Genomic DNA, 12,595 nt, shown 5'->3' with positions numbered 1-12,595 from the left:
AGGTCACGCCTGGGTAAAACGCGAAAAAAGCTCTAAATACCTTTGCGCTGCCTGCGCCCATTCGAAGCGCAGCTGCATGGCGTGGCGCTGCACCGCGGCCCATTCCGGCGCACGGCGGCGCAGCGCAAAGGCGCGGTGCACGGCCGCGTCCAGGCCCGCGGCGCCGAAAGAGTGGAACACAAAGCCGCTGGCACTGCCGTCGTCGAGGTTTTCGAGCGCGCAGTCGGTCACGGTGTCGGCCAGGCCGCCGGCCTCGTGCACCAGCGGCAGCGTGCCGTAGCGCAACGCATAGAGCTGCGTGAGCCCGCAGGGCTCGAAGCGCGAGGGCATGAGCAGCACGTCGCCGCCCGCGACCAGGCGGTGCGCGAGCGCTTCGTCGTAGCCCAGGCGCAGCGCGGCGTGGCCATCGTGCCCGGCGAATGCCTGCTGCAGCGCGGCCTCGATGGCCGCATCGCCGCTGCCCAGCACCGCGACCTGGCCGCCGCGCGCGCACAGCGCGTCAAGCACGGCCGGCAGCAGGTGCAGGCCCTTTTGCTCGCTGAGCCGGCTCACCGCGACGAACAGCAGCGCGTCGGCGCGCGGCTGCAGGCCGAGTTCCTGCTGCAAGGCCCGCTTGGCGCGCGCCTTGCCGTCGAGGCGATCGACGTCGAAGGCGTATTCAGGCGCCAGGAATGGGTCTTGCGCCGGGTTCCAGACCGCGTCATCGACGCCGTTGAGGATGCCCAGCAGCCGGTCGGCGCGCGCGCGCAGCAGGCCGTCGAGGCCGCAGCCCTGCTCGGGCGTCTGGATTTCATGCGCGTAGCGCGGGCTCACGGTGGTGATGGCATCCGCGTATTGAATGCCGGCCTTCATGAACGAAATCTGGCCGTAAAACTCCAATCCCTCCATGTCCAACACCCGCGCGGGCAGCCCCAGCGCGCCCAGCAGGTACGCGGGGAACAAGCCCTGGTAGGCCAGGTTGTGGATGGTGAACACGCTCGCGGGCGGCCGCACGCCCAGCGCACGCGCGAGTTCGCGCGCGTACAGCGGCGCGAGGCCCGCATGCCAGTCGTGCGCGTGCAGCACCTCGGGCCTCCACGCGGCATCGGCGCCCAGGGCAAGGCAGGCCGCCGCCCAGCCCAGCAGCGCGAAGCGCTCGGCGTTGTCGGGCCATTCGTGCCCCTGCGCGTCGTGGTAGGGGCCGCCCGGGCGCGCGTACAGCGCGGGCGCGTCGAGCAGGTACACGGGCTGGCCGCCCGCGCGCACGCGCGCCGGCAGCAGGCGCGGCGCGCTCTGCCCGGGCGCGGCCTGCGCCACGCGCGGGCCGCCGGCAAAGCCGAGCACGAACGCCGGCCCGGTGACATCAACTCCGCTTTCTATAGCTGGAAAGGCAGGCAGCAAAAGCCGCACGTCGGCATTGGCGGCCCTGAGCGCAGCAGGCAGGGCCGCGCTCACGTCGGCCAGCCCGCCCGTTTTGAGCAAGGGGAAAAACTCGCTGCAGACGTAGAGGATTTTCAAGCCGTGGCTCCTGGTGTGGCACCCGGCTCAGGCACTGGCGCGAGCCGATCGAGCATCTCGCGCGTGACCAGCACCACGCCTTGATCGGTGCGCAGAAAACGGCGCGCGTCGTCCTCGGCATCCAGGCCTATGTGCATGCCCTCGGGGATGTGGCAGCCGGTATCGACGATGGTTTTGCGCAGGCGGCAGTTGCGCCCCACCTCGACGCCAGGCAGCAGGATGGATTCTTCCACCGAGCCAAAAGAATTCACACGCACGCGCGAAAACAGCACCGAGCGCCGCACCAGCGCGCCCGAGATGATGCAGCCGCCCGAGACCAGCGAATCCACGGCCATGCCGCGCCGCCCGTCGTCGTCGAACACGAACTTGGCCGGCGGCAGCTGCTCCTGGTAGGTCCAGATTGGCCATTCGCGGTCGTACATGTCGAGCTCGGGCACGGTGTTCGTGAGGTCGATGTTCGCTGCCCAGTAGGCATCCACGGTGCCCACGTCGCGCCAATAGGGCGGCGCCTCGGGGCTGCTCGTGACGCACGAGAGGCCGAACGGATGCGCCACGGCCTCGCCACGCGCGACGATGGCCGGGATCAGGTCCTTTCCGAAGTCGTGGCTGGAGAGTGCATTGGCCGCGTCGGCGTCGAGCAGACGGTACAGGTATTCGGCGTCGAACACGTACACGCCCATGCTCGCGAGCGCGTGGCCGGGGCGGCCCGGCATGGGCGCGGGCTGCGCGGGTTTTTCGTCGAAGCGCACGATGCGCCGCTGCGCGTCGATCGCCATCACGCCAAAGCCGCTCGCCTCGGCCAGCGGCACCTCGATGCAGGCCACGGTGCACGGTGCGCCCAGCGCCACGTGGTCGGCCAGCAGCCTGGCGTAGTCCATTTTGTACACATGGTCGCCCGCGAGCACGAGCAGAAACTGCGGCCGGTGCGCGCGCAGGATGTCGAGGTTTTGATAGACGGCATCGGCCGTGCCCAGGTACCACGACAGTTCGTTGATGCGCTGCTGCGCGGGCAGCAGGTCGATGAATTCATTGAACTCGCTGCGCAGGAACGACCAGCCGCGCTGCAAGTGGCGCAGCAGGCTGTGCGACTTGTATTGCGTGAGCACGCCAATGCGGCGCACGCCCGAGTTCAGGCAGTTCGAGAGCGCGAAGTCGATGATGCGGAACTTGCCGCCGAAATACACCGCAGGTTTGGCGCGCCGGTCGGTCAGCGCCTGCAGGCGCGAGCCGCGCCCGCCCGCGAGCACGAGCGCGATGGTGCGGCGCGCGAGCTGGTAAGGGTCGTTATGGTCCATGTCGGTCTCCTTGGATGGCGATGAAAATATTTTTTGCCGGCGCCTGCCGTCCCGTCAGTAGGCCCCCATCAGCCAGCACAGCGCCCATGCGCGCGCGCCATGGCTGCGAGGCGCGCGCCGGCCTCGGGCCCGATCTGCGCCCAGTCGAAGCGCCAGCGCCAGCAGTCTTCGGTATGCCCTGGTGTGTTCATGCGGTGGCTGCCGTCGAGCCCAAGCACGTCCTGCAAGGGCACGACGAGCGTGCGCGCGACCGATTGCGACAGCGACTGGATCAGCGCCCAGTGGATTTCGTGCGCCGCCGCGGGGCCAAGATAGTCGAGCGCGGACTGGCGCAGCGCTGCATTTGCACTTTGCCACCAGCCCACGGTGGTGTCGTTGTCGTGCGTGCCCGTGTAGGCCACGGTGAGCGGCTCGTAGTTGTGCGGCAGATAGGGGTTGGCCGCGGTGTCGCCAAAGGCGAACTGCGCCACGCGCATGCCCGGAAAGCCGCAGTCTTCGCGCAGCTGGTGCACGGCCTCGGTGATCAGCCCCAGGTCTTCGGCGATCACGGGCAGCGGCCCGAGGCGCTCGCGCAGCGCGTCGAACAGCGCGCGCCCCGGCCCGGCCTGCCAGTGTCCGCCCTCGGCCGTGGGTGCATGCGCAGGAATCGCCCAGCAGGCTTCGAAGCCGCGGAAATGGTCTATGCGCACCAGATCGACCTGCGTCAACAGGTGCGCCAGGCGCTGCACCCACCAGGCGTAGCCGTCGGCGGCCATGGCGTCCCAGCGGTACAGCGGGTTGCCCCAGCGCTGGCCCGTGGCGCTGAAATAATCGGGCGGCACGCCGGCCACGAGCAGCGGCGCGCCATCCGCATCGAGCTGGAACAGCTGCGGCTGCGCCCACACGTCGGCACTGTGGTGCGCAACGAAAATCGGCACATCGCCCACGAAATGGATGCCGCGCGCCTGCGCCTGCGCACGCAGCCCCTGCCATTGCACGTGAAAGCGCCATTGCACGAAATGCCAGAAATCGAGCTCGGCAGCGGCATCGCGGCGCAGCGCCGCGAGTGCCTGCGCATCGCGCCAGGCGTAGGGCGCGGGCCAGCGGTTCCAGGGCTCGCCGTGGCGCTCGTGCAGCAGCATGAACAGGGCGTAGTCATCCAGCCAGTGCGCCTGCGCCTGCACGAAGTCGGCCAGCGCCTGCCGCTCAGGCTCGCGCGCGCGCGCCGCAAAGCCCTGCCAGGCCGCGCGCAGGGCCGCCGCGCGCCAGGGCAGCACACGCGCAAAGTCGCAATGCTCGGCAGGAAAGGGCGGCGCGCGCTGCAGCACCGCCCCATCGAGCCAGCCGCAGCGCACCAGATCGTCCAGATCGACCAGCCAAGGACTGCCGGCAAAGGCCGAAGGGCTCTGGTACGGCGACGCTCCCGCGCCCGGCGGCGTGAGCGGCAGCACCTGCCACAGCGTCTGCCCGGCCGACTGCAGCCAGCCCAGAAAGTTTTCCGCTTCCGCCCCCAGGTCGCCCGAGCCGTGCGGGCCTGGCAGGCTGGTCAGGTGCAGCAGCACACCGCTGGCGCGGCGTGACAGGAGCGGATGCAGGGGCGGTGTCATGGCGTGCGCTCTTTCCTGGTGGTATCGGACAAATTGGGTGGGCCTGTCAAGGGCTGGATGAGCAGGTGCATGGCAAGCGGCGCCACGCGCCAGCGCCCTTGCACCGCTGGCTCGGCCGCAGTCGGGTCGGACGCCGCCCAGGCACGCCCGCTGTCGAGCACGGGCTGCCACGGTCCCGGCGGCAGCTGGATGTCCACGGCCTGTTCGCCCGCGTGCACGGCCAGCAGCAGGCGCTCGCGCGCCGGCTGGCCGGGCTCGCCCACGGTGATGGTGCAGACCAGCAGGCGGCCGTCCGCGTGCTCCCAATCCGAGAGTGCAGGCGTCTCGCCCTTGGCCGTGCGCCATTCGATGTCGGGCCAATGCTCGCCGGGCAGCGGCGCGCCGTGGAACCACTGTGCGTGGCGCAGACCGGGGTAGCGGCGGCGCAGCGCCGTGAGGCCCGCGACGAAGTCCGTGAGTTGCGCATCGCCCCCGGCCCAGTCAAGCCAGCTGATGGGGTTGTCCTGGCAGTAGGCGTTGTTGTTGCCCTGCTGGCTGTGCGCGATCTCGTCGCCCGCGAGCAGTTGCGGCACACCCTGCGCACACAGCAGCGTAGCCAGCAGGCCGCGGCGCCAGCGCGCGCGCCGCTGCACGATGACCGGGTCTTGCGTCGGGCCCTCGTGACCGCCGTTGGCGCTGAGGTTGTAGTCGTTGCCGTCGCGGTTGTGCTCGCCGTTGGCCTCGTTGTGCTTGCGGCTGTACGCGGTCAGGTCGGCCAGCGTGAAGCCGTCGTGCGCCGTGACCATGTTGATGCTCGCAAGCGGGCTGCGCCCCGTGGCCTCGAAGATGTCGCTCGAGCCGGTAAGGCGCCGCGCGAGCTGCCCGCGCGTGGCCACCGGCCCGAGCCACCACGCGCGCAGCGTATCGCGGAACTGGTCGCTCCACTCGTGCCAGCGCGGGCCGAAGCGGCCGATCTGGTAGCCGTCGGCGCCCACGTCCCAGGGCTCGGCGATCCACTTCACGCGCGCGAGCACGGGGTCTTGCGCGATCGCCGCACACAGCGCGCCCAGCGGATGGAAATGCCGCCCGAGCAGCGGGTCGCGCCCCAGCGACACCGCGAGGTCGAAGCGAAAGCCATCGACGCCAAAGGCCTGCACCCACCAGCGCAGGCTGTCCATGACCATCTGCACCACGTGCGGCCCGCCCATGTCGAAGGTGTTGCCGCAACCCGTGGGGTTCTGGTAGTGGCCTTGCGCGTCGAGCGCATACCAGCCCACGTTGTCCAGCCCGCGCCACGACAGCGTGGGCCCGAGCGCGCCGCCCTCGGCACTGTGGTTATAGACCACGTCGAGCAGCACCTCGATGCCGTGGCGGTGCAGGGTATCGACCATGGCGCGGAATTCGGCGCGCACGCCCGCATCGTCCAATCGCCCGCCGAGCGCGTCGGCGCGCGCCGCGGCGCTCGCGTAGCGCGGCTCGGGCACGAAAAAACCCAGCGTGTTGTAGCCCCAGTGGTTGACCAGGCCGCGCTCGATCAGGTGGCGCTCGTCGAGGTGGCGCTGCACCGGCAGCAGGCACAGGCTGGTGACGCCGATGCGCCGGTAGTGCGCAAGCATGGCCGGGCTCGCGAGCCCCGCGTAGGTGCCGCGCTGCGCCTCGGGCACTTCAGGGTGCAGCCGGGTGAGCGACTTGACGTGCGCCTCGTACAGCACGGTGTGCGCCATCGCAATGGCCGGGCCGGGCGCGATCGCCGCACCCGCGCGCAGCTCGGCCTCCAGATCGAGCACGCGCGCCTTCGGCATGCGCGCGGCGTTGTCCGCGGGGTCGGGCAGCTCGGGCGCATCGGCGCGAAAGCCGGTTTCGAGCACGAGCGTATCGGCCGCGCCGGGCAGCGAGCGCGCCCAGGGGTCTATGAGCAGCTTGGCCGGGTTGAAGAAATGCCCCGCACGCGGGTCCCACGGCCCGTAGGCGCGCAAACCGTAGCGTTGCCCCGCGCCCAGGCCGGGCACGAAGCCGTGCCAGATGCCGTCGGTGCACGCGGGCAGGCGCAACCGGGCCGTTTCGGTGCAACCGTCGGCGCTGAAGCAGCACAGCTCGATGGCCGTGGCACGGCGCGAAAACACCGCCACGTTGAGCCCCGCACGCCCGCCCAGCACCATGGGCGTCGCGCCCAGCGGCCAGGCTTGCCCCGGCAGACACTGAAAAGACGGCGGATTCATGGCGCTAACGGCCCGCATCGCTCACACACGATATGACGATATGAATATGACAGCCCCGGCGCACGCAGGCATACCGCGCGGGGCAAACGGAGGAAGTGAACAAAAAACAAAAAAGCACAGCATGGGCGCAAATTTTGGCACTTCGGTGAAATGGGCTTCCTGCTTCGTCTTTTCTCCTTCTTTTTTCGTGCGCCCGACTCGCCCGCCCTACTCCACCGTCACCGACTTGGCCAGGTTGCGCGGTTTGTCCACGTCGGTGCCGCGCGCGCAGGCGGTGTGGTAGGCCAGCAATTGCAGTGGCACCACGTGCAGCAGCGGGCTCAGCGGGCCGTAGTTCTCGGGCATGCGGATGACGTGCATGCCTTCGCCGTTGTCGATCTGCGTGCCGGCGTCGGCAAGCACGTAAAGCTCGCCGCCGCGCGCGCGCACCTCCTGCATGTTGCTCTTGAGCTTTTCGAGCAGCGCATCGTTGGGCGCGACGGTGACCACCGGCATGGCGCTCGTGACGAGCGCGAGCGGGCCGTGCTTGAGCTCGCCTGCGGGATAGGCCTCGGCGTGGATGTAGCTGATTTCCTTGAGCTTGAGCGCGCCTTCCAATGCGATCGGGTAGTGCAGGCCGCGGCCCAGGAACAGGGCGTTTTCCTTGCTCGCAAAGGCTTCGGCCCAGCTGATGATTTGCGGCTCGAGCGCGAGTACCGCGTGCAGCGCCGCAGGCAGGTGGCGCATGGCCTTGAGGTGCGCATCTTCCTGCGCTTTGCTGAGGCGCCCGCGCGATTGTGCTAACGCGAGCGTGAGCAGAAACAGCCCCGCGAGCTGCGTCGTGAACGCCTTGGTGCTCGCCACGCCGATTTCGACGCCGGCGCGCGTGATGTAGGCCAATTCGCATTCGCGCACCATGGCGCTCGTGGCGACGTTGCAGATGGTGAGCGTGTGGCGCATGCCCAGGCTTTGCGCGTGGCGCAGCGCGGCCAGGGTGTCGGCCGTTTCGCCGCTCTGGCTGATGACCACGACCAGGGTGCGCGCGTCGGGCACGCTCGCGCGGTAGCGGTATTCGCTCGCCACCTCGACCTGCGTGGGGATCGCGGCGATGTCTTCGAGCCAGTAGCGCGCGACGCAGCCGCTGTAGTAGCTCGTGCCGCAACCGAGGATGAGCACGCGGTCGATCTCCTGGAACACGCGCCACGCGGCCTGGCGCGGGCGGCCCGGCTGCTCTAGGAGCCTGTCGGACTTTGGAGTCGTCGGCTGCGAATGCGCCGCAGCGGTCCATTTTTTACCGGCTTCTTGCCCCATAGCACCACTATGGGGCTGCGAATCTGGCAAAAACTGGCCTCGCTGGGGCGCCTTCTCGCTTTCGACGCCCAAAGGCCGACAGGCTCCTATGCCGTCGAACAGCTCGGGCACGATGCCCGCCACGCCCTGAAGCGTGTCGGCGATCGCGCGCGGCTGCTCGAAAATTTCTTTTTGCATGTAGTGGCGGTACGGCCCAAGCTCGACCGCGCCGCTGAAGGCCTGCACGGTGCGCACCGGGCGCTCCTGCGCCGAGAGCGGGCGCCCTTCCGGGCCGACGATCCAGTAGCGCCCCGGCTGCAGATCGACGAGGTCGCCTTCTTCGAGGTAGATGATCTGGTCCGTCACACCCGCAAGCGCCATGGCGTCGCTTGCCACGAAGTGCTCGGCCCCGCCCTGGCCCACGCCCAGCACCAGCGGCGAGCCCGCGCGCGCGCCCACGAGGCGGTGCGGCTCGTCGCGGTGCAGCACGGCAATCGCATAGGCGCCGCGCAACTCGGCCACGGCAGACTGCACTGCGGCAAACAGGTCGCCGCCGTAGTGGCTATCCACCAGGTGCGCGATCACCTCGGTGTCGGTCTGGCTCGTGAAGCGGTAGCCGCGCGCCTGCAGGCGCACGCGCAGCTCCTCGTAGTTTTCGATGATGCCGTTGTGCACCAGGGCCACGCGCGCGGGCGCGTCGGCATCGCTGCCGGGGCCGCAGCTGAAATGCGGGTGCGCGTTGTCCACCGTGGGCGCGCCGTGCGTGGCCCAGCGCGTGTGCGCGATGCCCGTGGCGCTTTCGAGCTGCTGCGCCTGCACCTGCGCGAGCAGCTCGGCCACGCGCGCCGTGCCGCGCACGCGTTGCAAACCTGCCGCGCCCTGCGGCGCCAGGCTGCCCGCGTGCACGGCGATGCCGCACGAGTCATAGCCGCGGTATTCGAGCCGCTGCAGGCCCTGCACCAGAATGGGAACGATGTTGCGCGCAGAAACCGCGCCGACGATGCCGCACATGAAAACCTCCTTCAGGCAGAACGGCTGCCATCGTAGGCAAAGAACTTTTTCTATGGCGCTCGAATTTCAGCAGATTTTGAAACTATATTTCAGACGCACCCATTTCTGAAATTTATTTCCATACCCATGCAGATCGATGAAAAATACAAACTCGACGCCATCGACCTGCGCCTGCTCGACCTGCTGCAGCAAGACGCCTCGCTGAGCCAGCAGGCGCTCGCGGCCAAGGTGCACGTGTCGCCGCCCACCTGCCTGCGCCGCGTGCAGCGGCTGCGCGCGCTCGGGCTGATCGAGCGGCAGGTGGCCATCCTGGCCCCCGAGCGGCTCGCCGCGCTGCAGGGCCACGGCCTCGCGTGCATCGTCGAGGTCTCGCTGGAGCGCCAGGGCGCCGAACAGCTCGACGCCTTCGAGGCGCGCGCCGTGGCCGAGGAATGCGTGCAGCAGTGCTGGCGCGTCGCGCCCGGGCCGGACTTCATCCTCGTGGTGCACACGCGCGACATGCCCGGCTACCAGGCGCTCGCGCAGCGCCTGTTCACGAGCGACGCCAACGTGCGCAACGTGCGCGCCTTTTTCGCCACCCGGCGCGCGAAATTTGAAACGAGGCTGCCGCTGGCGGTCGAGGGTGGGGGGTGATCCCGCCCCTCACCCCAAATGCTTGCCCAAAATCCCCGCAAGCTCGAACATCGAGATTTGCGGCTTGCCGAACAGTGGCTGCAGCCTGGCGTCGGCGTTGATCGCGCGTTTGTTCGTGGCGTCTTGCAGGCCGTGGGCCTTGATGTAGTCCCAGACTTTTTTCAGCGCCTCGGTGCGCGCCACGGGTTCGGGGCCGATCACGGCGGCGAGCTCGGGGCTGGGCGCGCGGCCTGCGGCGGGGGCGCGTGGGGTTTTGGCGGCGCTGGACTTGGCCGTGGTTTTGGTCGCAGTTTTGGCGACCGTTTTTGCTGCGCTTTTCACCGTGGTTTTCGCCGCGGTTTTGGCGCCTGCAGATTTAGAGCCTTTTTGGCCTCCAGCGGTTGCTGCACCTGCGCTGGCAGCTCCTGATTTGGATGCGCCCGCAGCGCCAGCGGCGCCCGCGCGCGGCGGGAATTTGCTCGGCGCGAACTCGAAGCCCACCTTGCCCGCGTCCTTGTCCCAGGCCAGGTGCGCCTTGAACGGACGGCGCGTGCGCGTGCTGATGAATTTGTCGAGCAAGTCGGTCTTGCCCGTGGCGAGCAGTTTTTGCACTTGCGCGCGCTCCACGGGCTGCTGCAGGATGATTTTGCCGGTCTTGAAGTCGCAGCTCGGCGCGGGCTGCTCGGGCGTGGGCACGGACTTGCTGCAGACGTAGTTGCTGCCGTGCTCATAGACGGGCGCGCCGCAGCGCGGGCACGGGCCCAGGCTTTCCTGGCCGGAAAAGTCCACGGGCGTGCCGGCCTCGTCGGCCTTGGCGTCGTCGCCAAAGTCGAACTCGAGCTTGTAATTTTTGCTGTCCTCGTCGAACACGAGCGCGAGTTCGGCCGTGAAGGGCCAGCCGGCCTTGGAGCGAAAGCCTTCGAGCGGGCCTATGCGCTGGTCGCGCAGCAGCTGCTCGGCCTCGGCCGTGGAGAAGGTGCGCCCGCCGGGCGATTTGCCAAACGAGAAGCCGCAGCCCGCGCCGTCGCCGTGCGCGCCCGTGCAGGCGTAGCGGCGGTAGTTTTCCTTGACCACGCCGCCGCAGTGTGGACACGGCGTTTGCAGCGTGGCGTAGTCGCCGGGGATGGTATCGCGGTCGTATTCCTTGGCTTTTTGCACCAGGCGCTCGGTCATGGCGGCGATCTCGGCCATGAAGGCGTCGCGGCTGAGCTGGCCTTTTTCCATCTGCGCGAGCTTGTATTCCCACTCGCCGGTGAGGTCGGCGCGCGAGAGTTCTTCCACGCCCAGGCCGCGCAGCAGCGTCATGAGCTGGAAGGCCTTGGGCGTGGGCACGAGCTCGCGGCCGTCGCGCAGCAGGTATTTTTCGGCAAGCAGCCCTTCGATGATGGCCGCGCGCGTGGCCGGCGTGCCCAGGCCTTTTTCGCGCATGGCGGCGCGCAGTTCTTCGTCTTCGACCTGCTTGCCCGCGCTTTCCATGGCGCTGAGCAGGGTGGCTTCGGTGTAGCGCGCGGGCGGGCGGGTTTTCAGGCCCTTGGGCTCGGCCTGCTCGGTGCGCACCTGCTCGCCCGGCTGTACGGGCACGAGGCTCTGGTTCTTCTCGCCTTCTTTTGCCTCTTTGCCGTCTTCGGTTTCGGCTGCGGCCTCTTTGCCGTAAATCGCGAGCCAGCCGGGCTGCACCAGCACCTTGCCTTCGGTCTTGAAGTGGTGCGCGTCTTCCACCGTGGTGATGCGCGTGGTCACGAGGTATTCGGCGTTCGGGAAGAACACTGCGAGAAAACGCCGCGCCACGAGGTCGTAGAGCTTTTGCTCGGCCTCGGACAGGCCGCTGGGCGGCTGCAGCGTGGGGATGATGGCGAAGTGGTCGCTGACCTTGCTGTTGTCGAAGATGCGCTTGCTCGGGCGCACGTAGTCGCCCTCGAGCGCCTGCTGTGCGTACGGTGCGAGGTGGCGCAGGCCGCTTGCGGCCAGCACGCGCAGCGTGTCGCGTGCCACGGGCAGGTAGTCTTCGGGCAGGGCGCGCGCGTCGGTACGCGGGTAGGTCAGCGCCTTGTGGCGCTCGTACAGGCTTTGCGCGAGCGCGAGCGTGGTCTTGGCGCTGAAGCCGAACTTGCTGTTGGCCTCGCGCTGCAGGCTGGTCAGGTCAAAGAGCAGCGGGCTGGCTTGTGTGCTGGGCTTGCTTTCTTCGTGCACGCGGCCCGGCTTGCCGCGCACCGCGTCGGCAATGGCGCGCGCCTGCGGCTCAGACCAGAGGCGGTCGGCGCGGGCTTCGGGGTCGTCGCTTTTCTTCCACTGCGGGTCGAACCACTTGCCGGGGTACTGGCCGGCCTGCGCGGCAAAGCTCGCGTGCACTTCCCAGTAGTCGCGGCTCACGAAGCGGCGGATTTTTTCTTCGCGCTCGACCACGAGCGAGAGCGTGGGCGTCTGCACTCGGCCCACGGTGGTCAAAAAGAAGCCGCCATCGCGCGAGTTGAACGCCGTCATCGCGCGCGTGCCGTTGATGCCCACGAGCCAGTCGGCTTCGGAGCGGCTGCGCGCGGCCTGCGCCAGGCCCTGCATCTGCGCGTCCGAGCGCAGCGCGGCAAAGCCGTCGCGGATGGCCTGCGGCGTCATGGACTGCAGCCACAGGCGCCGCACGGGCTTGCCCAGCGGCACGGGGTGGCCGTTCTTGCTGCCGCCCGCGTACTGCTCGATCAGGCGGAAGATCAGCTCGCCCTCGCGGCCCGCGTCACAGGCGTTGATGATCTCCGTCACGTCCTTGCGCCGCGCCAGGCGCACCACGGCGCTCAGGCGGCTCTTGGTCTTGTCCACGGGCTTGAGCTCGAAATACGGCGGGATCACGGGCAGGTGCGCAAAGCTCCACTTGCCGCGTTTGACGTCGTAGGCTTCGGGCGCCTGGATTTCGACCAGGTGGCCGACGGCGCTGGTGACGATGTAGCGCTCGTTCTCGAAATGATCGTCGTGCTTGTCGAACTTGCCCGCCACGGGCGTGAGGGCGCGCACGATGTCTTGCGCGACGGAGGGTTTTTCGGCGATGACCAGGGTTTTGCTCATGCGGGAATGCTTTGGAGTGTTTTCTACAATGTCCAGGAACCTTGCGCGCACGCATGCGTACATACGCGCGCGCAGG

At 68.7% G+C, this 12,595-nt stretch carries 7 protein-coding genes; 1 reads left to right on the top strand and 6 read right to left on the bottom strand.

Annotated features, from left to right (window positions below; all coding sequences use genetic code 11):
• Nucleotides 1-3: 3 nt before the first annotated feature.
• The 5 genes from glgA to glmS all read right to left on the bottom strand — a co-directional run bounded on the left by glgA (nucleotide 4) and on the right by glmS (nucleotide 8,856).
• The gene (glgA, locus tag PYV55_RS03800) at nucleotides 4-1,497 is read right to left on the bottom strand and encodes a glycogen synthase GlgA (RefSeq protein ID WP_275849374.1); all 1,494 of its coding nucleotides are present in this window, start codon (nucleotides 1,495-1,497) and stop codon (nucleotides 4-6) included.
• Nucleotides 1,494-2,792, bottom strand: coding sequence for a glucose-1-phosphate adenylyltransferase (glgC, locus tag PYV55_RS03795; RefSeq protein WP_275849373.1), 1,299 nt, complete (start codon nucleotides 2,790-2,792; stop codon nucleotides 1,494-1,496). Before glgC ends, glgA begins: the two co-directional genes overlap by 4 nt.
• 68 nt (nucleotides 2,793-2,860) lie before the next feature.
• A complete protein-coding gene (gene malQ / locus PYV55_RS03790) occupies nucleotides 2,861-4,378 on the bottom strand; it encodes a 4-alpha-glucanotransferase (protein ID WP_275849372.1) in 1,518 nt (505 codons plus the stop codon).
• On the bottom strand, nucleotides 4,375-6,576 hold the full coding sequence (gene glgX, locus PYV55_RS03785) for a glycogen debranching protein GlgX (protein WP_275849371.1): 2,202 nt from the start codon (nucleotides 6,574-6,576) through the stop codon (nucleotides 4,375-4,377). The genes malQ and glgX overlap by 4 nt, the downstream gene beginning before the upstream one ends.
• A 207-nt stretch (nucleotides 6,577-6,783) precedes the next feature.
• Complete coding sequence (glmS, locus tag PYV55_RS03780; protein ID WP_275849370.1) at nucleotides 6,784-8,856, bottom strand: glutamine--fructose-6-phosphate transaminase (isomerizing); 2,073 nt, start codon at nucleotides 8,854-8,856, stop codon at nucleotides 6,784-6,786.
• 126 nt (nucleotides 8,857-8,982) lie between these two features.
• Here glmS and PYV55_RS03775 point away from each other — a divergent pair, with 126 nt between their 5' ends.
• The gene (locus PYV55_RS03775; protein WP_275849369.1) at nucleotides 8,983-9,489 is read left to right on the top strand and encodes an Lrp/AsnC family transcriptional regulator; all 507 of its coding nucleotides are present in this window, start codon (nucleotides 8,983-8,985) and stop codon (nucleotides 9,487-9,489) included.
• A gap of 9 nt (nucleotides 9,490-9,498) precedes the next feature.
• Here the strand turns inward: PYV55_RS03775 and PYV55_RS03770 are convergent, their stop codons facing one another.
• Nucleotides 9,499-12,519 carry a DNA topoisomerase III gene (locus PYV55_RS03770; RefSeq protein WP_275849368.1) on the bottom strand — a complete coding sequence of 1,007 codons (3,021 nt, stop codon included), beginning with the start codon at nucleotides 12,517-12,519 and terminating at the stop codon, nucleotides 9,499-9,501.
• Nucleotides 12,520-12,595: the final 76 nt, after the last annotated feature.

Origin of the sequence: Extensimonas soli (assembly GCF_029211265.1) — a bacterium.
Lineage (GTDB): Bacteria > Pseudomonadota > Gammaproteobacteria > Burkholderiales > Burkholderiaceae_C > Extensimonas > Extensimonas soli.
The sequence above is the reverse complement of the archived record's forward strand: the minus strand, read 5'-3'. Positions and strand labels throughout refer to the sequence as shown.